The sequence below is a fragment of the Pseudomonas sp. BF-RE-21 genome (genome assembly GCF_019947305.1).
Taxonomy (GTDB): domain Bacteria; phylum Pseudomonadota; class Gammaproteobacteria; order Pseudomonadales; family Pseudomonadaceae; genus Aquipseudomonas; species Aquipseudomonas migulae.
This window is the reverse complement of the sequence record NZ_JAGYGF010000009.1, coordinates 1-26,250: the sequence shown is the minus strand read 5'-3', so window position 1 is coordinate 26,250 and position 26,250 is coordinate 1. Positions and strand designations below refer to the sequence as shown.

The window sequence follows — 26,250 nt, the reverse complement described above, 5'->3', positions numbered from 1 at the left end:
CCGACAATTGATTTCGCCAATCGCCACACGACCGAAAAATCAACCGAGAAAACCGACGCCATGGAAACACCGCTGGAAGGCAACAGAATCTGCCTGCGCCCACTGCAATACGCCGATGCCGATGCGCTGGTACACGCCGCCGAAGATGGCGAACTGTGGAACCTGACTGTCACCGTCGTGCCCTCCCCGACCACGGTGCACAGCTACCTGAAAAAAGCCCTCGACGGCCGGGATGCAGGCACTGTTCTGCCCTACGTCATCGTGCTCAAGGACACCGGCGAGGTCATCGGTTCGACGCGCTTCTGGAAAATCGACCGACTCAATCGCAAGCTCGAAATCGGCAGCAGCTGGATCTCGGCCCGCTGGCAAAAAACCTTCGTCAACACCGAAGCCAAATACCTGATGCTGCGCCACGCCTTCGACGTACTGGACTGCGTGCGGGTGCAGTTCACCACCGACGAGAACAATCAGAAGTCGCGCAACGCAATCCTCAGGCTCGGCGCGCAACAGGAAGGTATCGTGCGTCACGAACGGATCATGCCGGACGGACGCAAGCGCAACTCGGTGCGGTTCAGCATCATCGATGATGAATGGCCGATGGTACGTCAGCGGCTCGAACAAAAACTTGCCGACTACAGCCTTCGCTAATCCGCACAGACCGCTCGCGCCTGAGTCGTCTTAACGATCCGAGCGCATCAACTCCTCGATCCCGCCGTCGATGGACAGCACCGCCGAACGGTTTCGCCCTGAATGCTTGGCCTGATACAAGGCGGCGTCCGCACGCCCGATGAACACTTCGGTGCTGTCCAGCCGCGTGGGCACAAACGAATAGCAGCCAAGGCTGACCGTGACGAAACCGTTGGGCGAACCGCTGTGGCTGATGTTTTTGGCCATGACGGCGCGACGGATATGCTCGGCAATGACCATCGCACCGTGAATATCGGTATCCGGCAGCAACACTGCGAACTCCTCACCACCGTACCGCACCGCCAGATCGGCTTTTCGATGGCAGCAACTCTTCACCGCCCGTGCCACTTGTGCCAGGCAATGGTCCCCCGCCACGTGGCCATAAGCGTCGTTGTAGCGCTTGAAGTAATCGATATCGAGCATGATCAGGCTCAATGAGCTCGACTGACGGATGCCACGGCCGAACTCGATGTCCAACGCCTGCTCGAACAGTCGGCGATTGGCCAGGCCGGTCAGGCTGTCGTGGGTCGCGATGAGCTTCAGCGCCTCCTTGGCCTTGCGCAAATCCGCCTCGACCTGCTCGCCGAGGCGAACCTGGCGCACGAACACCCAGCCGAACAAGCCAATGCCCAGCACGACAAGGGCAACGATGACGCTGGATCGAAACGCAGTGTCGTACCAACCCTTGAGAATCGAATCCCTGGACGATGCCGCCGACACCACCAGCGGATAGGCGTCGAGCTGTCGGTAGCCATACAACCGCACGGTGCCGTCGACCACCGAACGGAACGTTGCATTGCCGGAGGGCGCGTTGGGCAGCAACGTCTGAAAGATCTCGCCATTGGCCAACGACGAGCCAATCTGCGCTTCGACAAACGGCCGGCGCGCCAGCAACGTCCCGTCGGTCAGCCCCAAAAACATCGAGCCATTGTCATCAAGGCTGAAGCTTTTGAAGAACTGGTCGAAGTAGGACATCTTGATGCCGGCCAGCAACACGCCCTGGAAATGGCCGTTTTTATCGTTGATGCGCTTGGAGACGGGAATGATCCACTCGCCATTCTCACGACTGCGAATGGCCGGCCCGATGTGCGCCACGGACGATACGTTCTGCTGGTGATACATAAAGTATTCGCGGTCCGCCACGCCTCGACCACGAGGCAGATCCGCAAAAGAGGTCACGATCCACTGGCCCTTCTGGTCAAACAGCAAGATCCCGTGCAATTGATTCAGCGCCTGCACCCGCTGGGCGAACGTTTTCTGAAGACGTGGGCGCTGCGGCGGACCGTAGCCATCGGCCTGAATCCAGTCAACCAGACTGGTCAACACCAGGTCGGCTTTCATGAAGGTGTCTTCGGCTTGCTGCGCCATGGCTCGCGTCAGGTTCGATGACGCCACTTCGGCCACGGCCAGATCGTGCCGGCGCGATTGCTCCAGTTGCAGGTAAAGCAAACCGCACAGGCACAGGTACACCACAGCAATGAACAGCATCGCTGCCTTGCGCAGCGGTAACCGTTTCAAAGCAACGCCAGTGGCGATGTGCGGGTCGTTTTGGAGATTAGGCAAAGCTCATCCTGCAAGGGTAAGGCATGGGCGAAGGCCCAAAACCCTTATATTTTGCGAGCTTAGTCTACGCCGTAGTGAGGGGCAATCGTCCTTTGGACAGTCTGCGCATCGCACTGTGCAAATGCGCCCGCGCGCTTTCGGCATCCCCCAGGCGCATTTGTTCGTAGGCGCGTCGGGCAATCGGCTCGGGCACAGGCTTGAGATCGCGCTGGGTCGCCATCGCCATCAGTTGCACCTGGGCGGCACGTTCGAGGTAATACAGATCGTCCCACGCCTCGGCAATGGTCGGTCCGGCGACAATCACACCGTGGTTTTTCAGAAACAGAATGTCGGCATTGCCCATGACACTGGCGATCCGGTCGCCTTCGGATTCATCGAGGGCCAGGCCGTTGTAGTCCTCGTCCACCGCCGTGCGGCCGTAAAATTTCAATGCCGTCTGCCCCAGCCACAACAGCGGTGGGCCTTGCAGCAAACATAACGCCGTGGCGTGAGGCATGTGCGTATGGAACGCCACTTTCAGCCTTGGCAGCTGTTGGTGCAGGCGGGCGTGAATGTAAAACGCGGTCGCTTCTGGCTGCCCTTCGCCGGCCACGACATTGCCGTGAAAGTCGCAAACCAGAAGATTTTCAGCGCTGACTTCTTCGAAGGCATAACCGTAGGGGTTCACAAAAAACAGATCATCCCGGCCCGGCACCATCGCGGAAAAGTGGTTGCAGATCCCCTCCTCCAGACCGTGCAGTGCCGCGAGCTGGAAGCACGCTGCCAGCTCCGTGCGCGCGGTGATGGCCGCCTGCGAATCCAGATTCAGCTCGGTGTAACGGGTGGGACGGGAACCACCTGCAAGGGTGTGTGCCATGGCAATGACTCCGGTTTTACCAGCCAAGGGATTTGAACAAGGGCACGACTTGATCCAGCGTGTTTACTGTCGCATCGGGCTGGTAGTCCGGCAGCAATTGCCGACCGGTGCCGCGATCGACCCACACGCAGCGAAAGTGCATGTCCCGCGCGGCGGTGTGGTCCAGCGTCGGGCTGGCGCAGATGTGCACCACTTGATCACGTGTCACGCCCAGTTGCTCGTGAGCGTAGTCGAACAGTCGCGGATTCGGCTTGTAAGCACCGGCCTGCTGCGCCGTGATCACCCGATCGATGTGCCCGCCCAGTTGCGCAACGTTGCCGGCGATGATGTCGTCATCAGTATTGGACACAATGCACAACTTAAAGCCCATCGCCTTGAGCCGGGCGAGCGTCTCGATCACTTCCGGAAACGGCGGCATCCGCGGGATCGCCGCGGCCAGGCGCAGGCTGTCTTCGGGGGCGCTCGCCAACGCCAGTTCTTCCAGGGCGAGATGCAACCCGCCAGTGCTCAACTCACGGAACGAGCGATGCGGCGGCATCTGTTCCAGCCGGTGTTCATGCCGGTCGTACACCTCGATCAGACGATCGACATCAACGCTGTGATCCCCCTTGTCGCGCAAGATGTCCGCCACCACGGCTTTCAAGCCCTCATCCCACTGAATCAACGTGCCGTAGCAATCGAAGGTCAGCCACTCGGGGCGCGGGGTGATTGTGAGTGTCATGTTCGTTTCCTCTGAAGGGTGATCTTCAGGTTAAGAGCGATCAGTGATAGTGTGAAATTAAATTAACAACGATCTGTCAGTGACAAATCGAATATCAAGAGGCCGCCATGCTCGATCTCGAATTGCTCAAGACCTTCGTTTGCGTGGCGGACGAAGGCAGCTTCACCCGCGCCGCCGAACGCGTGCACCGGACCCAATCCACGGTAAGCCAACAGGTGCGCAAACTCGAAGAACTGGTCGGGCATGCGCTGCTGTTGCGTGACCGAACCGGACAGAACATCAGCGTGACCGAGCATGGCGAGATGCTGATTCACTACGCACGGCGCTTGCTGGCCCTGTCCTCGGAGGCGGTGGAAGCCTTGGCCAGCGACCTCGACCTGGAAATCCTGCGCATCGGCGTACCGGAAGATTTCGATGCCCGACGCATGGCCGTGATCCTTGCCGGATTCAACCGGGCCAGGCCCGAAGCGCGCCTGGAAACCGTCAGCGGCATGAGCACCGATCTCAAGCAAAAACTCGCGGCGGGCACCCTCGATATTGCCCTGGTCAAACGCGAACCGGACAGCGGCCCCTGCTGGGCGGCGTGGCCGGAAACGCTGGTGTGGGTCAAGGGTGCGGGGGTCGACTCGGCCAACGGGGTATTGCCCTTGGCCCTGTTCCCACAGGGCTGCATTTATCGGCAACGGGCGATCCGTCTGCTGGATGTGGCGCAGCGGCCCTGGCGCGTTGCGTTTGGCAGTCACAGCCTGACGGGCATTCAGGCGGCGGTGGCCTCCGGGTTGGGCGTGTCGGTGCTGCCCGCTTCGGCGGTGTTGCCTGAGCATCGCGTATGCAACGATCTGCCCGAACTGCCGCCGACCGAGTTGGCGCTGATCAGCCGGGAAGGCGCGTTGACTGGATTGCAACGTGCCTTGGTGGCGTTTTTGCAGGAGGAGCTGGGCAAGGCATGAGCAAGAAGACTGCGTGCAGGTACCGAACGGTTGACACCGGTTGAAGCTCGCGCAAAAAAACGGGTGCCTCAAGAGCACCCACATTCATGAAGCACAGGTAATCCTTAGAGCATCCTGTCGACTTCATCCAACGTCACCCGGGGAATAAGTTCGCCAGGAATCCTTGAAGAGCCGGACAAGTTGTAAACCTGAAAATCATCATTCACGACGTACTTCGACAGGATTTTGAACGAGGGCAGAATTCTCGTAAAAAAATGCTGATCGAGCATGCACGGTGATGCGTCGGCATCATCTTCTTCATAAAAACGCCGCACTGACTGATTCAAGTCGACACCCACCAGAAACACCTTATTAAAACCTGCGTGGTAGGCAATTTGCAGCGCCAGATAGGCCACCGTGCGCGCATCAAAAAAGCCGCGCTTGAGGTTCTTGCTGAACCCCAGGGTTCTGTTGCGACCGTTTCCAAGCCTGCGACTTCTGATGAGTTCCTTATCTCCCCTGAAGACCAGGTCACTCCAGGAAAGCTTGGGCGCCTTGGTCAGCAGGTACAGGTCCCCTTCGGGCATGACGGCCGAACGCCGGATGTGCTCTTCCCACACGGCAACCCGCTCACTGAGGTGCATCCCCGCCGCCAGCAATTCGGGCTGTTCCCGGTAAAAGGCAATGTCGGTGCAGGCATAAAAGAACGGCTTGATATCGGTACCGATGAACTTCGAGATGGCCCCGTTCATGGTGATCATCGGAATGTCTGCGTAGTGCTCCAGCGGAAAATCCTTGGCGGTTGCCCCCGAGGCAATGATGAACACCGGTCCTTTTTGAATGTTGCGGCACTCATCGAGGTCATGCACATGAGGCAAACCTGCAATGGGTACCGAGTTTTCTGGCACAACATCCATCTTCACTGTCCCTGTTCCTTTGGGTCTTTTTCATTGTGGTAGTTTTCAACCATGGCGCAAACCGCGTCGCTGCAGCCGCTGCGGACTGGCTTCGCCGAATGAACAGGAACCGCCCTCAACAACTGTGGCGCCCTGCTACTCGCCAGTGCTTTTTTGCCCGGCCGCCAGCGCAGGCGGTCCTGCCTGCTGCCATTGCGGAGCAGGCAGTTCCGAACGCAGATTCAATCCCCGCAGAACCGCAGAGTCGTACCCGTAGACATCGGGCTTGAACATCACGCGACCATCATTACTCAGGTCCACCGTCCAGTAAGCCAACAGCACCGGCACCTTGACGGGAAGCCGGATGTTTTCAGTCTTGCCGTTGGCCAACTGCGCCTGGATCCCGGCGCTGTTCCAATGCACCGGATCGTTGAACAACAGCTCCACCAACTGCAGCGGGTTCTCGACCCGGATGCAGCCTGAACTGGTGGCGCGGCGAGATTGAGCAAACAACTCGCGATGCGGCGTGTCGTGCAGATAAATCGCGTATTCATTGGGAAACCGGATCACGACCTGGCCCAGCGAGTTGTCCGGCCCGGCATCCTGTCGCAGCGTAACGCCGCGCGGGTTGGACCAATCGACCGTCGATGGGTCGAGCAAGTTCCCTTCACGGTCAATGGGCTTGATTCGGTTGGCGGCAAGGTAGCCGGGATTTTTCTGAATCTTGGGCAGCATGTCCTTGACCAGAATGGTCGGGGGCACGGTCCAGGTAGGGTTGAACGTGACGTAAGTAATCTCTGACTGGAACACCGGCGTACTGCGAAACGGTTTGCCGACTTGCACCCGAGAACGCCAGATCGGCTTGCCGTCGCGGTAGAGCGCAACTTTGTAACCAGCTATGTCAACGATGACAAAAGTGCCCTGAAGTTTGTACAGCAACCAACGCGCACGCTCCATGTTCACCCGAACCTGGTCGATCCGCGCTTCAACCGACACATTCAACGCCGCGAGCGTCGCCGCCCCGGCGACACCGTCTGCGCCCAGGTATTGTTCGGCTTGATACTTTTTGACCGCCGCGGTGACGACAGCGTCGTAGTCGCTACGTGGTTTCAACTGCGGGGCCAGATAACCACCGGCCGCCAAACGGGCTCGCAGCTGCGCGACCGCAGGTTCGTCCATACCAGGTTTGAGCGACTTGTCTTCGGCAACCTTCGGCCAGCCACCCGCATCCCGGACCTTGCGCAGTTGTGCCAAACCCATGCGCAAGCTGCCATAAACCGCTTCTTGCGGTGGCGCTTGAGCGAATGCCCGGGCGACGTCATGGCTGTCGAGGGCGGCGAAGAAGGTGTTCACGTCTTCACGCGGATCGACGCCGACCGGGTCGAAATTCCAATGAATGTCCAGGCGCGAAGGGTCGACTTTGCCGCGCCGCAATTGCAGGAGCGCGGCGATGAATGTGCGCGTGGCGACGACATCGAAACTCGCCCGCTGCGCCGGGGTTTGCATCGACGCTCGTGCCTTGGCCAGTTCATCAATATGAAAATCTGCCGGCTCCAGACCATCCGCTTGCGTGTTGCCCAGGCTTTTCAGCAACTGGGCGACATCACTGTCTTGTGTCCACGCTGCGCGATAGCTGCGATGCATATAGAAATCCATGACCACACGGTTGACGTCTACCCGTTGATGCCTGGGGGATGTGAGCAGCGGCGGAAACGCCGAGGCCAACGGCGCCAGCATGCTTTGAATCGTCTGACCGACGATGTCATCCGCTGCAGCCTCACTGGCGTTGATAGATGTAGATGACTGCTCGATCGGCGAAGTTTGCGCAATCGCTGCACCGCTGATCAGAAAGCCCATAAAAAATACACGGCTTATGACGAATAACCTTGTTAACTGCCCCATGGATAATCCTTAATCTCCCGCATTCACCGGCTAGCCGCGCTCTCGCTGCTAGACTCGAAACAATCATGATGAGACACGCATATGGCGCTAGACCGCTTCGGCTTCCTAATTACGGCCCTGCTGCTGAGTTCAACGTCAGTCACGGCAGCCTACGCCGACTCACTTGAAGCCGCTTTGGTCAAAGCCGCTCCAAACGCTAACGCCAAGGTGATTGCACTGGCCGTCCGTGCCTCTCAATGCAGCTTGGCCCAAGGTGCCGCACCTGTCCAAAGACTTGCCGTCATCGATTACTCCCTGCCCTCCACCGAACAACGCCTTTGGGTGTTTGACCTTAAACAGCGCAAATTACTGTTTCACGAATTGGTTGCCCACGGTCGCAACAGCGGCGAGAACATGGCGATCAAGTTTTCCAATCAAAACGAAAGCTTTGCCACCAGCCTGGGCTTGTATCGCACGCAGTCAAGTTACGTCGGGCAGAACGGTTATTCGTTGCGCATGGAAGGACTCGAACCGGGCTTCAACGACAACGCCTTCGACCGGGCGATCGTCATTCATGGCGCGCCTTATGTCAGCCCGGTGCTTGCACGGGCAAACGGGCGGATTGGCCGCAGCCTCGGTTGCCCGGCGGTACGGCCGGCGATTGCGCACAAGCTGATTGACTCGATGAAAGACGGGCAACTGTTGTTTTCGTACTACCCGGATCAGCGCTGGCTGAAAAAGTCTTCTTATATCAATTGCGGTAGCAGAACGGTGGCGTCGACCGCCAAGCCTTCCACCAACCGTTGAACACCGCGTTGAAGCTGACAAAACTGTAATCCCCGCCTCAGTCTGCTGAAAGGCATCGCCCGTTAGCCTCGTCGTCAAGTTGTCTCCCAACTGACGGACCGGGAATAAAAACGGCATGCACTCCAACACTTCAAGACGCACCTTTGTAAAGGGGCTGGCCGCGGGCGGATTGCTCGGCGGCCTCGGGTTATGGCGCACGCCTGTGTGGGCGCTCACCCGCCCTGGCGAACCGCAGATGCTCACGGGCAGCGATTTCGAGCTGTTCATCGGCGAAACCCCGGTCAACATCACCGGCAATCCGCGCACCGCGATGACCATCAATGGCGGCATTCCCGGCCCGCTGCTGCGCTGGCGTGAAGGCGACACGGTCACGCTGCGGGTGAAGAACCGGCTCAAGGAAACCACCTCCATTCACTGGCACGGCATTTTGCTGCCGGCCAACATGGACGGCGTGCCGGGCCTGAGTTTTCACGGCATCGAACCGGGCGGCGTGTACGTCTATCAATTTCAGGTCCGGCAGAACGGCACTTACTGGTATCACAGCCATTCGGGCCTTCAGGAGCAGTCCGGCGTTTACGGCCCGCTGGTGATCGACGCCAAGGAGCCGGAACCCTTTGAGTACGACCGCGATCACGTGGTGATGCTGACCGACTGGACCGACGAAGATGCGGCCAGCCTGATGAACACCCTGAAAAAGCAATCCGATTACTACAACTACAACAAGCGCACCGTGGGCGATTTCATCGACGACGTCAGCAAAAACGGTTGGGCCGCCACGGTCGCCGATCGAAAGATGTGGGCCGAAATGAAGATGAATCCCACAGACCTCGCCGACGTCAGCGGCGCCACTTACACCTATTTAATGAACGGCCAGGCGCCGGACTCGAACTGGACGGGCGTGTTCCGGCCAGGTGAAAAACTGCGACTGCGGTTTATCAACGGTTCGGCCATGACCTACTTCGACGTGCGTATTCCCGGCCTGAAAATGACGGTGGTCGCGGCGGACGGGCTGCATGTCAAACCGGTGAGCGTCGACGAATTCCGTATTGCCGTGGCCGAGACGTTTGATGTGATTGTCGAGCCGACGCAGGACGCTTACACCGTGTTCGCCCAGTCGATGGATCGCACCGGTTATGCGCGCGGCACGCTGGCGATGAAGGCGGGTTTGTCCGCGCCTGTGCCTGCACTCGATCCACGACCGTTGGTGACCATGGATGACATGGGCATGGGCGGGATGGATCACGGCAGCATGGCCGGCATGGACCACAGCGCTATGGCCGGCATGCAAGCGCATCCCGCGACGGAAAACGACAACCCGCTGGTGGACATGCAAGCCATGAGCACCTCGCCGAAACTCGACGATCCCGGCCTTGGCTTGCGCAACAACGGCCGCCGCGTCCTGACCTATTCCGACCTGCGCAGCACCTTCGAAGACCCGGACGGCCGCGACCCGGGCCGCACCCTCGAACTGCACCTCACCGGCCACATGGAAAAGTTCGCGTGGTCGTTCAACGGCGTGAAATTCTCCGATGCCGAACCGCTGCGCCTCAAGTACGGCGAGCGCGTGCGCATCGTGCTGGTCAACGACACGATGATGACCCACCCCATCCACCTGCACGGCATGTGGAGCGACCTCGAAGATGAAAACGGCCAGTTCATGGTGCGCAAACACACCATCGACATGCCCCCCGGCTCCCGACGCAGCTATCGGGTGACCGCCGACGCACTCGGCCGCTGGGCCTATCACTGCCACCTCCTGTACCACATGGAAATGGGCATGTTCCGTGAAGTTCGCGTGGAAGAATGAGGCGCTACCCATGACCAGACTTACATCGATTTTTCTCGCCGTTTGCACAACGGGCCTGACGCTTTCTTCGGCGAGCGCCGCCACCGGCGACATGCAGAACATGGATCACAGCCAGATGCCGGGCATGGATCATGGCCAGATGCAGGGCATGGACCATAGCCAGATGCAAAGCATGGACGACGGCCAGATGCAGCCCGCCGCGCCCACTGAAAGCCGCACGCCGATCCCGCCGCTGACCGATGCCGACCGCGCCGCCGTGTTTGTCAGCCCCGGCGGCCATAACGTGCATGACTCTGCACTCAATCACTACTTCCTCGCCGACAAACTCGAATGGCAGGACGCCGACGACGGCAGCGCGCTGGCCTGGGATTTATCGGGATGGATCGGCGGTGATATCGATCGCCTGTGGCTGCGATCCGAAGGCGAGCGCAGCAACGGCAAAACCGAAGACGCTGAAGTCCAGGCGTTATGGGGCCACGCAATCTCGCCGTGGTGGGATGTGGTGAGCGGCGTGCGCCAGGACTTCAAACCCGGCGCCCCGCAAACCTGGGCCGCGTTCGGCGTGCAAGGCATGGCGCTGTACAACTTCGAAGCCGAAGCCACGGCGTTCATCGGCGAAGGCGGCCAGAGCGCGGCGCGGCTGGAAGGTGACTACGACATCCTGCTGACCAACCGGCTCATTTTGCAGCCGACCGCCGAGCTGAATGTCTACGGCAAAAACGATCCGCAGCGGGGCATTGGTTCCGGGCTCTCCAACACCGAAGCCGGGCTGCGGTTGCGCTATGAAATTCGCCGGGAAATCGCCCCCTACATCGGCGTGACCTGGAACCGCACCTACGGCAAAACCGCCGATTTCGCCAAAGACGATGGCGAGGATCGCAGTGAAACACGCGTCGTTCTCGGCGTTCGGCTGTGGTTCTGATCGCACTCACATCACCATCAAAAAAAACCGCTTCGAGCGGTAAAGAGGCCTTGCATGCGCACAATGAAAACCACCGCCGTTGTCATCGGCTTGCTCATGAGCACACTGGCTCAGGCGCACCCGAAACTGCTCTCCTCCACCCCGGCCGAAGGTGCGGATGGCGCGGCACCGAGCACGATCGAACTGCACTTTTCCGAAAGCCTCATGACCCAGTTTTCCGGCGCGAAACTGGTCATGACCGAAATGCCAGGCATGGCGCATTCCCCGATGCCGATGAAAGCCAAAGTCACCGGCGGCAGCGACCCGAAAACCATGCTCATCACCCCGCTCTCGCCGTTGCCCGCCGGCAGCTACAAAGTCGAATGGCGCGCGGTGTCTTCGGACACTCACCCGATCACCGGCAACGTTACGTTCAAAGTGAAGTGATTGATGAGCGACTGGGTCAGCATTGCACTGCGGTTTGGGTTGTATGTGGATTTGATGGTGCTGTTTGGGCTGGGTTTGTTCGGGCTCTACAGCCTTACGGGCCGGGAGCGGGTGTCCGGGGCGGTGCTGCCGTTTCGGCCGATCCTTCAGGTGACGGCCGCGTTCGGCGTGCTGTTGTCCGTGGCGGGCATGCTGACGATGGTGAGTGCGATGAGCGGAGAGTCGGACTTCACCGAGCTGCGTCCGCATGTCCAGATGATGGTGTTCGAGACGGATTTCGGGTTGGCCTGGGCAGCGCGCATCACCGTGCTGGTTATCGCCGGTTTGGCGGTTACGCTCAATGACCGTGCGCCGGGATTCAGCCTGCTGATTGCGTCTTTTGCCGGCGCTATCGCCTTGGCCAGCCTGGCCTGGAGCGGTCATGGGGCGATGGACGAAGGCAGCCGTCGTTATTGGCATTTTGCGATGGATATTCTGCATCTGCTGGCGGCAGGCGCGTGGCTGGGTGCGCTGGTAGCGTTTGTGCTGATGGCGAAAATCAACGCGCTGAAAACCGCAGAGCGCATCAGATTACTGGCTCGGGCTGTCGCACGATTTGAATCGGTGGGCGCGGTGATCGTGGTCGTCATCACGGTCACGGGCGTGGTGAATTACCTGTTCATCGTCGGGCCGAAGCTTGATGACGTACTCCTCAGCACCTACGGCATACTTCTATTCATCAAAGTTGCACTGTTTGGCGGGATGCTTGTGCTCGCCGCGCTGAACCGGTTTCACCTTGGGCCGTTGTTGGAGCGGTCGTTGCTGGAGGGGAAATACATAGTCGCCGCCAAGACGTTGCGGCGTAGTGTTGTGGTGGAGTGGGTGGCCGCTGTGGTCATTATCGGGCTTGTGGCTTGGCTAGGAACGCTGAGCCCGGAAATGGGCGCCCTGTAGGGAATGAAAGCATCCGATGACCGGCCAAGGCAGTCAGTGGACAGGGTGAGCGTCCTTTACTAGCGTGTAACCACCAGATTTCAAGCCATAGGGTTCAACACCCAAGCGCCAAGGTGAAAAAGCGGCGCAATTATCGAAAGGAGATCGAAAATGGCTGACGTATTGAAAGTAGAGGATGTCCAGTTAACGTTACTTAAATCATTCCCACCGCAGTTACACATCCAGGCATTTGGCTTGGTGGGTTCTGCTGGCTGGACAAACCCAAAACTGTTGCCGCGTTTTTATATTCAGTTCCCGCCAGACGGCATTCAAGACTTCGACTTTGTCGCTGATCCGCCCCAAGGGATTGTTATACAGCCCATCCGTCCCATCAACGCATCAGAGACGTGGGAAAACCCGCCACTCGATAAACTCAAGGGCGTAAGAATCCACTCTGCTACCAACTCGATTGAAGCGTATGTCGAGAGTTCGAGGTCCTTGGCTGTTGGATAAACAACTAGTGTGGAGGGATACGTGTCGGGCCTTGCCTGGCACGTATCACGCACTGGAATGAACGGGATATTGGGCCATGGATGACAGTCGAGAAGCGCTTTCACTACACTGATTCCCGCTTGCTCCCCTCCATCACAAAAGCCCGATAACAATGAAAACCATAAAAAGCACCATGATGCTCTGTGGCCTGCTGGCGCTATCCTCCGGCGCTCAAGCACAGGAACCCCCTTCGCACCTGGACACCGTCCTGCAACAGGGCCAACTGCGCGTTTGCACGACGGGCGACTACAAACCCTATACCTTCAAAGGTGAAGACGGCGAATACTCAGGCATCGACATCGCCATGGCCCGCTCGCTGGCCGACAGCCTTGGCGTCAAGGTCGAGTGGGTACCGACCACCTGGAAAACCCTGATGCCCGACATGCTGGCGGGCAAATGCGACATCGGCATGGGCGGGATCTCCGTCACCCTGGAGCGGCAGAAAAAAGCCTTCTTCAGCACCACGCTGGACGTCGACGGCAAAATCCCGTTGGTGCGCTGCGAAGATCAGGCGAAGTATCAGACCGTCGAGCAAATCAACCAGCCTTCGGTTCGCTTGGTCGAACCGGCCGGCGGCACCAACGAAGCGTTCGTTCACGCCTTCCTGCCCAAGGCGCAATTGAGCCTTCACGACAACGTAACCATCTTCCAGGAGCTGCTGGACAAGAAGGCGGACGTGATGATCACCGATGCGTCGGAGGCGTTGTATCAGCAAAAACTCAAACCCGGTTTGTGCGCGGTGAATCCAGGCCAGTACATGCAGTACGGTGAGAAAGCTTATTTATTGCCGCGAGACGACATGACGTGGAAGTTGTACGTCGATCAATGGCTGCACCTGACCAAAGTGACGGGCAACTACCAGAAAGTTTTAGGCCAGTGGATCGCCACGCCCGAGACTAAATAGGCTTATTTCAGGTAAAAGCTGGGCGAACAGGCAACGGCAGGATTACCGCGCCGTTGCCGGTCAGTCGTCGTGCAACAGTCCCGAACCGTATTCACCGAAGCTGCTGCCCAATGCACTGCCATGGAAGTTCAGCTGACTGTGGCTATTGGTCGGGCCAGGACCGAAGCCGGCGGACGGCTCGAGGTCTTCTGAATAGTCGTTATGGGTGCTGACGCCCGAACAGGCGCTCAACAGCAGCGCACCACCGATCAGCAAGACTTTGAAGAAGTTCGAGATCATTTTTCAGGTTCCCTGTGGCCGGAGGTGGGGTGATGCAATCTTCAGTGTCCATCCTAGGCTGCGAACCCGGCAGCATCGTGAAACTTCACGCAGCGACAGCATTTGTTCAGGTATTCCGATTTCCCGAGCCCTCCAAAAAGGCTGTGGACGGTGGTGTTCGCAAGTTCGACAGGCTGCTGCAGCTGCTAAGCTCTGCGTTCAGTGCCCGCACAAAAAACAACATCCGCCGCGAGAGAAAGGAAGCATTGAATGAGTGGAATCACCGTTGATGACAAACATCGTCTTGCCCTGGTTGACGCATTGCGCTGTTTTGCATGCTTCTGGGTGGTTCTGTTTCATTTATCCGAAGGAAATCACATCCCAACCCTGCTGGCAGCCATTCCAGGCTGGTTGAAATACATGGTCTTTGACGCAGGCCATTTGGGAGTGCCTATATTTTTCGTACTAAGCGGCATTGTCATGGCGACCACGACATCCCGGGTGCCAATGAATAACGTGAACGCCACAAACTTTGTGGCACGTCGCCTGGTACGCCTCGCCCCTCCCTACTACGCCGCCATTGCACTGGGCGTGGCCGTGATCGCCGTAAAACACATGCTTGGGCAACCCGGAATCGAAATCCCCGGCGTGACGGCCATACTCGCCCACGTGCTGTTTCTCCAAGATTTCCTTGGCATCAGAAACATCATCACGGTGTTCTGGACCCTGTGTATCGAGGTGCAGTTCTACATCTTTTTTGCGGTGCTGCTGTGGTTAGCCGATCGTGCTGGAGAGGGTGTAACACCCAAGCGTCGCAACCTCTGGATTTGGGGCAGCGCATTGCTGGCGCTGCTGTGGCCCGCCGGGATAATTCATGCGATAGGCTGGAAAGGCGGATTTATTGCGTTCTGGTTCAGCTTCATGGCCGGGGTGCTGTGCGCTCAAACCCTGAGCGGCACTAAACAAAGCCATTACATCGCCATTGGTTACTGTGCATTGGCGCTTGTTATCGGTCTTGCAACTAAAAACTCATTCACCATTGCTGCCGGGTTGACGGGCTTACTGTTCTGCTTCCTGGTTAATCGCTCCACCACGCTGGGTTTTATATCCAGCTACCCCGTGCAGAAAATTGCCCTGATTTCCTACAGCCTGTACTTGTTCCATTCTCCTGTGACCGGTTTCTTCATGCGCGTTTACCGGGCTTTCATGCCAACCGGCCTTTTCTCGGATGCACTGGCCGCCGTCCTGATCATTGCAACGTGCATCGCATTCTCGGCCATGGCCTATCTATTGTTCGAACGTCCCGCCATCGCGTGGAGCAGACGCATCAAGTTCAAGCGGCCTGATGCCGTCGTTCTGAATCGTACGTAAAGTCAGGCCAACCTGAGTCGCCCGCTCGCGGTCACAGACAGGGCTTGTCGGTGGTAGTGAACTCCAGAAATGAAAAAACCTCGCTTTGGCGAGGTTTTTTACATAACAAGGATCGACGTCAGAAAGCCTCGACAGGCTTCTTGGCCTGCTGAGCCATTTTGTGCTCATCGAGTTTCGGGAAAGAAAATTTGATGATGATCATGGACTCATCGCCCTCACCAGAAACAATCAAATCAGCCCCTCGAATGTTGTCAGGCGCTGATGCCACCACGCTATGAGCGCTAGAAGCACCACTGGCCGAGGTAATTCCTTCAAAAAAGGTGTAGGTCAAATCGTTGGCGGCCAAAGCAACACTCTCGTAATTCGAGAGCTTGGCGGCGTATTCATCTTTGTTTTTTACTTTGCCTGCGAGATCAACAAGGTCCAACACCGATTTCCCATCAGTCAGTGCAAGCAGACCAAACGTCTTGGAAAGAGCGCCAATTGACCGTGCGAACACATCGCGATCGTAGGGCGTAAACAGCGAAACAATAACCAGTTTGTCACCACTGAAAACTAGACTCGCTGTGAATTTATGATCGATAAAACCCACATCGTCGAGACACCTTGCAGTAGCTCCCACATCTGCTGAGCAGTCATAGAAGCCCGCGGCCTCGGTGTAATTCGCGAGAGGACTGTCATAGGCGTAACTTTTAAACAGGTTGTCACTGGCAAGAGCACTCTGCATTCCAGTGATAGCTCCCATAGCGGCTAGCGCTATGGCAAAAATTCTTTTTGGCATGGACTCCCTTCCTAAACGCACATCGAAATTGATAGCCAGATGCTATCAGGTGCGTATCAGATCTGTCTTCCTCAATCCCGGAGCGTCACGCCTCCAGCCTGCTGGCGGTCGAGAGTCTGGCTTTCCTGATAAACTGTGCGCCCGTCCCTATTGATCCGTATCTGCGCCGTGTAGGCCGTCGAGTTGTCCTTGCGCTTGCGTGATGTGATCGTGCCCATTTCCAGTTGCTACCTGCGGAATTCGCTTGCTACTTCATGGCAATCGACGTTCAACAACAAGGAAAATGGGTAAAAACCGCCGTATAAAAGATCAGTACCAATGACCGTCGAAAAACCTGAAGCACCCGTAACGACTAGCCTTTCGCGCTCTGAGCCTTCCCGCCGCTTCAGTGTGGCGCCGATGATGGACTGGACTGACAGGCATTGCCGGTTTTTCCTGCGCCTGCTCTCCAAGAACGCCCTGCTCTACACCGAAATGGTCACCACCGGCGCGCTGCTCAATGGTGATCACGACCGTTTCCTGCGTCACAACGAAGCCGAACACCCCCTCGCCCTGCAACTCGGCGGCAGCGTGCCGCTGGACCTGGCCGCCTGCGCACGCATGGCTCAGGACCACGGTTACGACGAGGTGAATCTCAACGTCGGCTGCCCAAGTGATCGGGTGCAGAACAATATGATCGGCGCGGTGCTGATGGGGCATCCGCAGTTGGTGGCGGATTGCGTGAAGGCGATGCGTGACGCGGTGTCGATTCCGGTGACGGTGAAGCACCGGATCGGGATTAACGGACGGGACAGTTACGAAGAGTTGTGTGATTTCGTCGGCACGGTTCGCGACGCCGGGTGCACGAGTTTTACGGTGCATGCGCGGATCGCGATTCTGGAGGGGTTGTCGCCGAAGGAGAACCGCGATATTCCGCCCCTGCGTTATGACGTGGCGGCGCAGTTGAAGAAGGATTTTCCGGAGCTGGAGATTATTCTCAACGGCGGGATCAAGACGCTGGAGGCCTGTCACGAGCATTTGCAGACCTTCGACGGCGTGATGCTCGGTCGTGAGGCGTATCACAATCCTTATGTGATGGCTGAGGTCGATCAGCAACTGTTCGGCAGCACGGCACCGGTGATCACTCGGGCGCAAGCGCTGGCGCAGTTGCGGCCTTATATCGCGGCGCATATTGATGCAGGCGGTTCGATGCACCACATCACCCGGCATGTGCTGGGGCTGGGCACCGGGTTTCCGGGGGCGCGCAAGTTTCGGCAGTTGTTGTCGGTGGATATTCATAAGGCCAAGGAGCCTTTGGCGTTGCTGGATCAGGCGGCGGAGCTGCTTGAAGGGCGTTAACGGTCAACCGCGTTGAACCTGCGCCCGGATTTGGCATCGTATTTACGGACACCGCGCCCCGCCTTTCAAACATCCGTTTTCCAGATGTTGCCGCCGGGGCCTTCGATACGTACATGTGCCCTTGAGTGGCTGTCAGCGCTCGGGTAATGTCATTAGACCCATAGGACAGAGCACGCCCATGACTTCCAAGCTGGAACAACTCAAACAGATGACCACCGTGGTTGCCGACACCGGCGACTTCGAAGCGATCGCTCGCGTTAAACCGGTGGACGCTACCACCAACCCTTCCCTGTTGCTCAAAGCCGCGGCCATTCCCGGCTATGCCGAGTTGTTGAACGCTTGCGTCAGCGACTGCAAGGGCGATGTGGGCCTGGCCAGCGACCGTTTTGGCGTCGCGGTAGGGCAAGAGATCCTGAAAGTGATTCCGGGCCGTATTTCCACTGAAGTGGACGCGCGCCTGTCGTTCGACACTGACGCCGTATTGAAGCGTGCGCACCGTCTGATCGAGCTGTATGAAAAAGCCGGCATCGGCCGTGACCGCGTGCTGATCAAGATCGCCTCCACCTGGGAAGGTATCCGCGCTGCCGAAATCCTGGAAAAAGAAGGCATCCAGACCAACCTGACATTGCTGTTCTCGTTCGCCCAGGCGGCGGCGTGTGCCGATGCGGGTGTGTTCCTGATTTCGCCGTTCGTGGGCCGTATCTACGACTGGTACAAGAAGGCCAACGGCAACGACTACACCGGCGCGGATGATCCGGGCGTGCAGTCGGTGACGCGTATCTACAACTACTACAAGGCCAATGACTACAAGACCGTGGTCATGGGCGCGAGCTTCCGTAACCTGAATCAGATCGAGCAACTGGCCGGTTGCGACCGTCTGACCATCAGCCCGGACTTGATCGATAAACTGGCGGCGGACACTGGCAAGCTGGAGCGTAAATTGGCGCCGGGTCATACCGGTGAAGCGCGCTTGAGCCTGAATGAAGCGCAGTTCCGTTGGTTGTCCAACGAAGATGCGATGGCGACCGAGAAACTGGCGGAAGGGATTCGTCAGTTTGCCCGGGACCAGGAGAAGCTTGAGGCGCTGTTGCAGGCCAAGCTGTGATCTAGTTCAGCGCAATGCAAAAAGGGCGAACCTTGATGGGTTCGCCCTTTTTTGTGTGCGTTTGTTTGGTGCGGGTTTTGTGCTTGGGAATTTGGGGGATTTCAGGCCGCCATCGCCAGCAAGCTGGCTCCTACACGTGATCATTCAACTGTAGGAGCCGGCTTGCCGGCGATGGGGTTCAAAGGATCAATGACGCTCCAGCGCATTCACCAGATCATGAAACGCTTCACGATTCGAATCATTCAGCCCCATGAGGATCTTGTGCGCTTCCAGCACTTTGATCCGCACCACTTCTTCCGACTGGTCCTGGTCAGGCAAGTCGGTCAGGCACTCAGGGCACGGGATCGGGCGGTCAACGATGTTGAACACCTGCTCGAAGCCCATGGACTGCAACAGACGTGTGATGTCTTCGTGGGTGGTGACGACGGTCGGCAGCAGGCCGACTTTCTGCCGCGACAGGATCGACAGTTTGGCCAACAGGCCAAGGGTGGTGCTGTCGATGCTGCGGGTTTCGGTCAGGTCGATCACGATCGCGTTGAAGTTCAACGCCGTGAAGATCCGCTCAATAGTCGCATCCAACGCCGAACACAGGGTCAGGCGAACTTCACCGACGAACTTCAAGACGAAGGTGCCGTCCTGCTCGGCGAACTGGATTCTACCGGTACTCATTAAAGATTCCTGCTCAACACCAACAGGGCGATATCATCCGGCATCTCCCCTAGCGTGGCCAATCCAAAAACCTGCCGCAGCCCATCCAGGGTGCCGCCCGCTGCTTTGACCCGCTGGGGCAAAGCCGCTTCTTTTTCTTTGAGTGTAGGTTCTGGCAAAAGGTCCAGAATGCCATCGGACATCAGCGTCAGGCTGAACGTCGGCGGCAGCTCCAGCACGTGATCTTCATAGGTGGCTTCATTGAAGAGGCCCACCGGCAGACCACGCCCTTCCAGATATCGAACACTGTCTGGCGTGTACAACACAGGCAACGGCAAATGACCACCGATGCTATAGGTCAACAAACCTGTCTCCTCGTCGATGACTCCACCGACCATTGTGACGTGTTTACCCAGCTTACAACTGATCAGGCCCCGGTTGATATGACCAAGGACCTCTGAAGGCTTGAATTCCGGCAATGTCCCGTTGCGCTTGGATTCGAACAGCAAGCGCGTGGTCATGAATTTCAGCAGCACCGTGACGAATGCTGAAGAAGCACCATGACCGGAAACGTCCGCCAGGTAGAACGCTACCCGACGCTCGTCGACCCGAAAGTAGTCGACGAAATCACCCGACAGATACAAAGACGGGATGATCTGGTGTGCAAACTTGAATTCGTCAATGGTCCAGGGGCTGACCGGCAGCATGTTCATCTGCACCTGGCGACCGGCATTCTGGTCTTCCTGGAGCAGGTTCAGGCTGGCTTCGAGCTCGCGATTGGCCTTTTCCAGCTTCTCACGGTAGCGCTGGTTTTCCAGCAGCAGACGCGCGCGATCCAGGGCCCGGCGCACAGAGTGCTCGAGCACGGCCAGATCTTCGAGAGGCTTGATCAGGTAATCCGCCGCGCCCAGGCGCAAGGCCTCGACTGCGTCGTTCATCACGCCGGCACCCGAAACCACAATCACAGGGGTTTGCGGTGACCGCTCGGTGACCTGGCGAATGAGTTCGAGTCCGCCCATCTGCGGCATGCGCAGATCGCAGATGACCAAGCCGGGCTTGTCTTGCTCGAATACCTGAAGACCCTGCTGGCCATTGCTGGCCTGCAAGACGCTGAAACCACTGTCTTCCAAATAGGCGGCGAGGCTCGCGCGCACTACTTCGTCATCATCGATTATCAGCAGCGTGGCACTGGTTTTTGGCATGTGGGCAAACGGCGCCAGAATTAGGTTGGCGTAGCAGGCTGGGCAATTGACCCCGCACACACTACTGGATTCGCTTTCTAGCCTCTCTGTTGCACCGCTTTCGGGCATCGACCCTACTGACAGGCACACCAGAGGTGCCCTTCTAAGGCGCAGACGGTACTCCCATCCGCGGGGCGTTTCAAGCTCACGCCGATGGTCGCTTGACGTCTTTACTTGTCAAATCACCGAGAGTTATAAGAACTGATAAAACCGTAACCCAATGGAAGGATGAAGCCCATGAGCCAAACCGAACGGGACTACAGCGAAAAGCGTGATTTCATCCGCATGCGAGTCGATGCCGATGTCGCGCTGATTCATGAAGGGGACGAAGTTGCAGCCGTCTGCATCGACCTTTCCAGCAGTGGCATGCAGGTTGAGGCACCGCGTCGGTTCAAGGTCGGCGACCGGCTCAGCGTGCGGATCGACTCCGATCATGCTGCACTCAAAGGGCTCGAAGCCGACACTGAGGTGGTCCGGGTTAAAGAACAGGACGGCGCCAATCAGAAACTCGGCCTTACAATCTTGAAAATGAAATAACCCGGATCCAAAACCAAAAAAGGCGGCCATCAGGCCGCCTTCTTCGTTTTTTACCGGTCGAGATCAAAAATCGTCTTCGACCTGACCGTCTTTGACTTTGAACTCGCGGTTCTGCAAGTACGCATTGCGGATGAAGGTGTACTTGTCGCCGCTGATCAGTTTCTCGGCCGACAGCAGGCTGGCGCGGGTGTCGACAACGTTCAGGGCGAAGATCGAGTTACGCACCGGTACGTCGTGGATGTACGGGTATGGGCCGGTGTAGCCATCGACAAACTTGGCAGGCGCATCACGCAGAGTGCTTGGGCCCAGCAACGGCAGCATCACGTACGGGCCGCTTCCTACACCCCAATAGCCCAACGTCTGACCGAAGTCTTCGTCGCTGCGATTGAGGCCCATCTTGGTGCCCACATCGAAGAAGCCCAGCAGGCCGAAGGTGGTGTTGAAGATCAGGCGTGCGGTGTCGACGCCGGCAGCGCCCGGTTTGGCCTGCAAGATGTTGTTGGCAAGGTTGGTGACATCACCGACGTTGCGGAACATGTTGTGGATGCCGTCTTCGAGAAATTGCGGGGTCACGAACTGATAGCCCTGCGCCAGAGGCTTCAGCGCATAGGTGTCGAGCACATCGTTGAACTTGTAGATCGGACGGTTGATGCTTTCCCAAGGGTCCTCTTCCGTGGCTGCCTGGGCAGCGAACGGAGCCAGCAACACACTGGCGCACACACAAAACTGAGCTAGATGATTGCTCCAGCGCATAGAAAAACTCCTTGGTTTGTACTGGCGCGGGCGTCTTGGCCCGAACATTAAGCTGGTGAGTATAAGACGGAAAAGCCGCTTTAGGCAGCATCGTGCGTGATGGCCTACGGATGATTCGCCATGACTGTGAGCGATTCACATCCATGTCACTCAACTGTCACCGGCGGCGCATAGCCTTGACGCTATTTCAGGGATGTTGACATGCCGCACGCCGAAACCTTGCCCCTCGCCGCCCCCAGCCTGACCGCCGTCCTGTTTGGCCTCAGCGGTTGCCTGGTGGACTTCGGCGCCCGCACGCGCCAGCACGGCGACCATTGCGCCGAGCATGCCGAAGTCACACCTGGCGCTCTGGACAGCCTGCACAGTTTGCAGCGCCAGCAGATTCCCTGTGCCTGGCTCGACGAACTTCCCCCCGCATTGAGCCTTTCGCTGGCCGCCGCCCTGCCCGACTGGGTCAAGCCGTCGCAACACCCCGCAACAATCAATCCGTGGCCCGCGCCGAATGCATGCTGGCAAGCCTTGATGGCGCTGAATGTCGGGCAACTGGATGGTTGCGTGCTGGTCAGCGGCGAACCGCGATTGCTGCAATCGGGCCTGAATGCCGGGTTGTGGACCATCGGCCTGGCCTCCTGCGGCTCGCTCTGCGGGCTGGCGCCCAGCGAATGGCAAGCCTTGAGCCAAAAGGAACGCGAACACCTGCGCGGCAAGGCCACCGTGCAATTGTTCAGCCTGGGCGTGCATTCGGTGATCGATCACCTCGGCGAACTCGACACCTGCCTGGCCGACATCAGCCTGCGTCGGCTCAAGGGTGAAAAGCCCTGATCGAGATCATGCAGGTTGCGCGCGAGTGGATTAATCTAAAGGTCAGCCATAGACCTTTGGCGCGCTGCCACGGTCTATGCCAGTGCCTATCGATAAAAGGAAGAACGCCATGCCTGCCCGCGAACTGCAACAACAGCTCAATGCCCTGCGCGAGCAATTGGAACAGAATCCTCCGCTGACCGAAGCAGAGCGCGCCGACCTGCATGCGCTGATGCAACAGATCGAACTTGAGCTTGAACTCGAAACCAAAACCCAGGACTCCAGCCTCGCCGATGGCGTAAACCTGGCCGTCGAACGCTTTGAACTTGAACACCCCGCCATTGCCGGCACCTTGCGCAACATTGTGCAATCTCTGGTCAGCATGGGGATCTGAACCCGCCAGATACAAAAAAGCCCCGCTAGTGATAGCGGGGCTTTTTATTGCGTAGTCACTCGCTGTGCTTTTGTAGGAGCCCGGCTTGCCGGCGATAGCGGTCTCAAAAACGCCATCGCCGGCAAGCCGGGCTCCTACAGATGTTACTGGCGGACCAGGCGATGGTTCGGCAGTTGCACGTCTTCAGTGCTGCGATACGGGTTGATGTCCAACCCGCCGCGACGCACATACCGCGCGTACACCGTCAATTTCTCCGGTTTCAGCAAGCGTTGCAGGTCGAGGAAAATCCGCTCCACACACTGCTCATGGAAGTCCGAGTGCTGACGGAAGCTCACGATGTACTCCAGCAGACTCGCGTGATCCAGCGCCGCGCCACGGTATTCCACCACCACGCTGCCCCAGTCCGGCTGACTGGTCACCGGGCAGTTGGATTTGAGCAAATGACTGTGCACGCTCTCCTCGACGATGCGCGAATCATCACAACGCAGCAGCTCCGGACGCGGATGCTCATAGTTGCTGACGCTGATGTCCAGGTCATCGATGCACACACCCGGCAGCGCCACGACGCCTTCGGCTTCAACGTCTTTCAGGCGGCGAACCCGCACGCCGACCGGCTTGCCTGCCGCAGCGGACAGGTCGTTCACCAGCGTCGCTTCAAGGCTTGCGATATCGGCAAACGGAGTCTGATTCAACGAGTTCAGATACAGCTTGAACGACTTGGATTCGATGATGTTCGGCGAATCCGCCGGGATGCAGAATTCGCCGATCGCCACCACGGGTTTACCGGACGGCAACAGCCACGACAGCTCGAAGCAGTTCCAGAAATCCACGCCTTTATACGGCAGGGTTTCAGCCGTCAGCCCCAACTCGGCCCATTTCGCGGTGCGCGGGATCGGAAACAGCAAGGACGGCGTGTAAGTGGCGATGTATTCGCTGGATTTACCCAGCGGCGAGTGTTCGGCTGCGGGATGCATGGCGGAAACCTGACTGAAGAATCAGCGGATTCTACCAGCCTTTGCTCGCGCCTTAGAGTGCTTACTGACTGACTGTCAGTTTACCGACCATGCCAGCCTGATAGTGACCTGGAATATTGCAGGCAAATTCCAGGTTGGTGGCCTTGGTGAAGGTCCAGGTCAGTTCGGCGGTTTTACCCGGCTCGACCAGCACGCTATTGGGGTCATCGTGTTTCATACCATGATCCATTCCCGCCATCGCGCCGTGGTCCATTTCCTTCATCCCTGTAGGCGTAAGCATGCCGCTCTGCTGCATCTTCATCATTTCCTGCTGATGTTTTGCATGCATCGCCGCGTCACCGAGGTTGAATTCGTGCAGCAACTGGCCTTTATTCACCAGCACAAAGCGAACTGTCTCACCGGCCTTGATATCGATGGTCTTTGGGGTGAACGACATGTCGCCCATCACCACTTCAACGCTGCGGGTCGCCTTGGCAGCTGGGGCCGGTTGCCCGAAGTCGTAGGTGTGCGCCGGCGATGCCCACACCGGCGAACTCAGCACCAGCAGGCACGCAGCCAGCACCAGGGGTTTGCGCAAAAACATAGTCATACTCCAACAAGATAAAGTTCAGCCTGTGGAAAACACTAAACTGCGGCCACTGCCCGTAACCTGACAGCCAGATTACAACTTTGTCAGGTTGACCTGCACAACCGCTGCCCACGGTATAAAGCGTTCGTTCCATTTGCCTCGAGTCGCCCATGAAACTGCTGATCGTCGAAGACCAACCGAAAACCGGCCATTACCTGCGCCAGGGCCTGACCGAAGCCGGGTTCAACACCGAACTGGTGGCCGACGGCGACACTGGCCAGCAATTGGCATTGAGCGGTGACTACGCGCTGTTGATCCTCGATGTGATGTTGCCCGGTCGCGACGGCTGGCAAATCCTTCAGGCAGTGCGCAGCGCAGGCCTCGACACGCCAGTCCTGTTTCTAACCGCACGAGACGCGGTGGAAGACAGGGTTCACGGCCTCGAACTGGGCGCCGACGATTATCTGGTCAAGCCGTTCGCCTTCTCCGAACTGCTGGCCCGGGTTCGCAGCCTGTTGCGTCGCGGCAGCACCACGCCGCAGGAAACCAGCCTGCAACTGGCCGATTTGCGCCTGGACCTGATCCGCCGTCGCGTCGAACGCAGTGGCCAACGCATCGACCTGACCGCCAAGGAGTTCGCCCTGCTGGAAATGCTCCTGCGCCGTCAGGGCGAAGTGCTGCCCAAATCGCTGATCGCTTCCCAGGTCTGGGACATGAATTTCGACAGCGACACCAATGTCATCGAAGTCGCCATCCGCCGCTTGCGCCTGAAAATCGACGACGAGTTTCCGAACAAATTGATCCATACCGTGCGCGGCATGGGCTATGTCCTCGAAGAGCGCCCGGCCTGATGCGCCGACTTTCATTGAGCAGCCGTCTGGCGCTGCTGTTTGCAGCTTGCACCGCCGTGGTTTCGTTGTTCGCGGGCGTGTTGTTCAGTCGAGCCAGCGAGGCGCACTTCGTTGAACTGGACCAGCAATTGCTGGACGGCAAGCTCATTGGTTTGCGCCGGGCGCTTCACGATCTTCAGTCCAGTGAAAGCGAAGTCAGACTGGCGGATGAATTGAACCGTCAGGCTGATTTGTCCCTGCGCATTTCCGGCAGCGACGGCAAGCGCTGGTACGACAGCGCCCCGAGCCTGCCCGATAAACTTCCGCAGAGGCCGGGTTTGTCGACCATGAACGACGACGGCACCGACTACCGCGTCCTCAATGCGCCGTTGTTTGTCGACAAGCCTGACTCACCGCAATTGACCCTGCTGTTGGACATCACCCACCATCAGCACTTTCTGCAGCGCATGCAGCACTTGATCTGGCTGACCGTCGGCTTGTCGGCCCTGGCCACCGCTCTGCTGGGTGCCTGGGCGGCGCGTAGCGGGCTGCGTCCGTTACGGCGCATGAGTGCGATCGCCAGTGGCGTTTCCGCGCAGTCGCTGAATGCCCGACTGCCCGAAGAGAACATGCCGCCCGAACTTGCGGAAATGGCCCACAACTTCAACGCCATGCTCGGACGCCTCGACGACTCTTTTCAGCGGCTCTCGGCGTTTTCTGCCGACATCGCCCATGAACTGCGCACCCCCCTGTCAAATTTGCTGACCCACACCCAGGTCACCCTCACC

Annotated in this window: 30 protein-coding genes and 1 pseudogene; 18 read left to right on the top strand and 13 right to left on the bottom strand. The window is 58.3% G+C overall.

From position 1 onward, the window contains the following. Positions 1-60: 60 nt before the first annotated feature. Positions 61-648 (top strand): GNAT family N-acetyltransferase, encoded by a 588-nt coding sequence (locus tag KGB25_RS09105; RefSeq protein WP_192416868.1) that lies wholly within the window; start codon positions 61-63, stop codon positions 646-648. Between the two features lie 30 nt (positions 649-678). Here the strand turns inward: KGB25_RS09105 and KGB25_RS09100 are convergent, their stop codons facing one another. From KGB25_RS09100 to KGB25_RS09090, 3 genes are all read right to left on the bottom strand, one after another. Then, positions 679-2,250, bottom strand: coding sequence for a GGDEF domain-containing protein (locus KGB25_RS09100; protein WP_223434809.1), 1,572 nt, complete (start codon positions 2,248-2,250; stop codon positions 679-681). Between the two features lie 64 nt (positions 2,251-2,314). Next, positions 2,315-3,106 (bottom strand): aldolase, encoded by a 792-nt coding sequence (locus tag KGB25_RS09095; protein ID WP_207285117.1) that lies wholly within the window; start codon positions 3,104-3,106, stop codon positions 2,315-2,317. 16 nt (positions 3,107-3,122) lie between these two features. Next, the gene (locus KGB25_RS09090; RefSeq protein ID WP_223434808.1) at positions 3,123-3,827 is read right to left on the bottom strand and encodes a haloacid dehalogenase type II; all 705 of its coding nucleotides are present in this window, start codon (positions 3,825-3,827) and stop codon (positions 3,123-3,125) included. A gap of 107 nt (positions 3,828-3,934) precedes the next feature. Between KGB25_RS09090 and KGB25_RS09085 the strand changes: the two genes are divergently transcribed. Beyond that, positions 3,935-4,777, top strand: a complete 843-nt coding sequence (locus tag KGB25_RS09085; protein ID WP_008037666.1) for a LysR substrate-binding domain-containing protein — start codon at positions 3,935-3,937, stop codon at positions 4,775-4,777. A gap of 104 nt (positions 4,778-4,881) precedes the next feature. On the opposite strand, the gene KGB25_RS09080 is transcribed toward KGB25_RS09085, so the two are convergent. Continuing rightward, positions 4,882-5,673: a lipopolysaccharide biosynthesis protein gene (locus KGB25_RS09080; protein ID WP_223434863.1), complete on the bottom strand. Its 792-nt coding sequence runs from the start codon at positions 5,671-5,673 to the stop codon at positions 4,882-4,884. 135 nt (positions 5,674-5,808) lie between these two features. Beyond that, positions 5,809-7,554 (bottom strand): murein L,D-transpeptidase, encoded by a 1,746-nt coding sequence (locus tag KGB25_RS09075; RefSeq protein ID WP_223434807.1) that lies wholly within the window; start codon positions 7,552-7,554, stop codon positions 5,809-5,811. Positions 7,555-7,635: 81 nt separating this feature from the next. On the opposite strand from KGB25_RS09075, the gene KGB25_RS09070 reads away from it, so the two are divergent. The 7 genes from KGB25_RS09070 (at position 7,636) to KGB25_RS09040 (ending at position 13,863) form a co-directional block, all read left to right on the top strand. Beyond that, positions 7,636-8,340: a murein L,D-transpeptidase catalytic domain family protein gene (locus tag KGB25_RS09070; RefSeq protein ID WP_223434806.1), complete on the top strand. Its 705-nt coding sequence runs from the start codon at positions 7,636-7,638 to the stop codon at positions 8,338-8,340. Positions 8,341-8,455: 115 nt separating this feature from the next. Further along, positions 8,456-10,147, top strand: a complete 1,692-nt coding sequence (locus tag KGB25_RS09065) for a copper resistance system multicopper oxidase (protein WP_223434805.1) — start codon at positions 8,456-8,458, stop codon at positions 10,145-10,147. Positions 10,148-10,157: 10 nt separating this feature from the next. Beyond that, positions 10,158-11,069 carry a copper resistance protein B gene (locus KGB25_RS09060; RefSeq protein ID WP_223434804.1) on the top strand — a complete coding sequence of 304 codons (912 nt, stop codon included), beginning with the start codon at positions 10,158-10,160 and terminating at the stop codon, positions 11,067-11,069. Positions 11,070-11,123: 54 nt separating this feature from the next. Next, positions 11,124-11,495: a copper homeostasis periplasmic binding protein CopC gene (gene copC / locus KGB25_RS09055; protein WP_008037673.1), complete on the top strand. Its 372-nt coding sequence runs from the start codon at positions 11,124-11,126 to the stop codon at positions 11,493-11,495. Between the two features lie 3 nt (positions 11,496-11,498). Beyond that, positions 11,499-12,428, top strand: a complete 930-nt coding sequence (gene copD / locus KGB25_RS09050; protein WP_223434803.1) for a copper homeostasis membrane protein CopD — start codon at positions 11,499-11,501, stop codon at positions 12,426-12,428. 150 nt (positions 12,429-12,578) lie between these two features. Next, a complete protein-coding gene (locus KGB25_RS09045; RefSeq protein WP_207285106.1) occupies positions 12,579-12,920 on the top strand; it encodes a hypothetical protein in 342 nt (113 codons plus the stop codon). Positions 12,921-13,071: 151 nt separating this feature from the next. Further along, a complete protein-coding gene (locus tag KGB25_RS09040; protein ID WP_223434802.1) occupies positions 13,072-13,863 on the top strand; it encodes a transporter substrate-binding domain-containing protein in 792 nt (263 codons plus the stop codon). Between the two features lie 60 nt (positions 13,864-13,923). On the opposite strand, the gene KGB25_RS09035 is transcribed toward KGB25_RS09040, so the two are convergent. Beyond that, complete coding sequence (locus KGB25_RS09035; protein ID WP_008037677.1) at positions 13,924-14,142, bottom strand: hypothetical protein; 219 nt, start codon at positions 14,140-14,142, stop codon at positions 13,924-13,926. Positions 14,143-14,174: 32 nt separating this feature from the next. On the opposite strand from KGB25_RS09035, the gene KGB25_RS09030 reads away from it, so the two are divergent. Next, positions 14,175-14,411: a hypothetical protein gene (locus KGB25_RS09030; protein WP_008037679.1), complete on the top strand. Its 237-nt coding sequence runs from the start codon at positions 14,175-14,177 to the stop codon at positions 14,409-14,411. Beyond that, positions 14,392-15,492 (top strand): acyltransferase family protein, encoded by a 1,101-nt coding sequence (locus KGB25_RS09025; protein WP_008037681.1) that lies wholly within the window; start codon positions 14,392-14,394, stop codon positions 15,490-15,492. Before KGB25_RS09030 ends, KGB25_RS09025 begins: the two co-directional genes overlap by 20 nt. Positions 15,493-15,610: 118 nt before the next feature. Here KGB25_RS09025 and KGB25_RS09020 read toward each other — a convergent pair whose 3' ends face one another. After that, positions 15,611-16,273 (bottom strand): hypothetical protein, encoded by a 663-nt coding sequence (locus KGB25_RS09020; RefSeq protein ID WP_223434801.1) that lies wholly within the window; start codon positions 16,271-16,273, stop codon positions 15,611-15,613. A gap of 98 nt (positions 16,274-16,371) precedes the next feature. Continuing rightward, positions 16,372-16,491, bottom strand: a pseudogene (locus tag KGB25_RS09015) (site-specific integrase); the annotation flags it as partial. A 100-nt stretch (positions 16,492-16,591) separates the two neighbouring features. Here KGB25_RS09015 and dusA point away from each other — a divergent pair. Further along, positions 16,592-17,611 carry a tRNA dihydrouridine(20/20a) synthase DusA gene (dusA, locus tag KGB25_RS09010; RefSeq protein ID WP_223434800.1) on the top strand — a complete coding sequence of 340 codons (1,020 nt, stop codon included), beginning with the start codon at positions 16,592-16,594 and terminating at the stop codon, positions 17,609-17,611. A 178-nt stretch (positions 17,612-17,789) separates the two neighbouring features. Beyond that, positions 17,790-18,716, top strand: a complete 927-nt coding sequence (tal, locus tag KGB25_RS09005; protein ID WP_008028427.1) for a transaldolase — start codon at positions 17,790-17,792, stop codon at positions 18,714-18,716. A gap of 186 nt (positions 18,717-18,902) precedes the next feature. On the opposite strand, the gene rssC is transcribed toward tal, so the two are convergent. Together rssC and rssB are read right to left on the bottom strand one after the other, a co-directional pair. Continuing rightward, positions 18,903-19,385: an anti-sigma factor antagonist RssC gene (gene rssC, locus KGB25_RS09000; RefSeq protein WP_007935262.1), complete on the bottom strand. Its 483-nt coding sequence runs from the start codon at positions 19,383-19,385 to the stop codon at positions 18,903-18,905. After that, the gene (gene rssB / locus KGB25_RS08995; protein ID WP_032832382.1) at positions 19,385-20,566 is read right to left on the bottom strand and encodes a two-component system response regulator RssB; all 1,182 of its coding nucleotides are present in this window, start codon (positions 20,564-20,566) and stop codon (positions 19,385-19,387) included. Before rssB ends, rssC begins: the two co-directional genes overlap by 1 nt. A 276-nt stretch (positions 20,567-20,842) precedes the next feature. On the opposite strand from rssB, the gene KGB25_RS08990 reads away from it, so the two are divergent. Further along, positions 20,843-21,142 (top strand): PilZ domain-containing protein, encoded by a 300-nt coding sequence (locus tag KGB25_RS08990; RefSeq protein ID WP_223434799.1) that lies wholly within the window; start codon positions 20,843-20,845, stop codon positions 21,140-21,142. Positions 21,143-21,205: 63 nt separating this feature from the next. Here KGB25_RS08990 and KGB25_RS08985 read toward each other — a convergent pair whose 3' ends face one another. Continuing rightward, entirely contained in the window at positions 21,206-21,895 is a 690-nt protein-coding gene (locus KGB25_RS08985; protein WP_192226303.1) for a VacJ family lipoprotein, read from the bottom strand. A 201-nt stretch (positions 21,896-22,096) separates the two neighbouring features. Between KGB25_RS08985 and KGB25_RS08980 the strand changes: the two genes are divergently transcribed. Together KGB25_RS08980 and KGB25_RS08975 are read left to right on the top strand one after the other, a co-directional pair. Continuing rightward, entirely contained in the window at positions 22,097-22,717 is a 621-nt protein-coding gene (locus KGB25_RS08980; protein ID WP_008028434.1) for a hypothetical protein, read from the top strand. A 109-nt stretch (positions 22,718-22,826) separates the two neighbouring features. Beyond that, positions 22,827-23,090, top strand: a complete 264-nt coding sequence (locus KGB25_RS08975) for a DUF4404 family protein (protein ID WP_008028435.1) — start codon at positions 22,827-22,829, stop codon at positions 23,088-23,090. A 143-nt stretch (positions 23,091-23,233) separates the two neighbouring features. On the opposite strand, the gene queF is transcribed toward KGB25_RS08975, so the two are convergent. Then, on the bottom strand, positions 23,234-24,064 hold the full coding sequence (gene queF / locus KGB25_RS08970) for an NADPH-dependent 7-cyano-7-deazaguanine reductase QueF (RefSeq protein WP_008028439.1): 831 nt from the start codon (positions 24,062-24,064) through the stop codon (positions 23,234-23,236). A gap of 61 nt (positions 24,065-24,125) precedes the next feature. Beyond that, positions 24,126-24,647: a plastocyanin/azurin family copper-binding protein gene (locus tag KGB25_RS08965; RefSeq protein ID WP_008037698.1), complete on the bottom strand. Its 522-nt coding sequence runs from the start codon at positions 24,645-24,647 to the stop codon at positions 24,126-24,128. Between the two features lie 155 nt (positions 24,648-24,802). Here KGB25_RS08965 and KGB25_RS08960 point away from each other — a divergent pair, with 155 nt between their 5' ends. After that, positions 24,803-25,483 carry a heavy metal response regulator transcription factor gene (locus KGB25_RS08960; RefSeq protein WP_008028443.1) on the top strand — a complete coding sequence of 227 codons (681 nt, stop codon included), beginning with the start codon at positions 24,803-24,805 and terminating at the stop codon, positions 25,481-25,483. Continuing rightward, positions 25,483-26,250, top strand: a 768-nt coding sequence (locus KGB25_RS08955) for a HAMP domain-containing protein (protein ID WP_223434798.1), incomplete at its 3' end; no start/stop codon positions are given. The genes KGB25_RS08960 and KGB25_RS08955, both read left to right, overlap by 1 nt.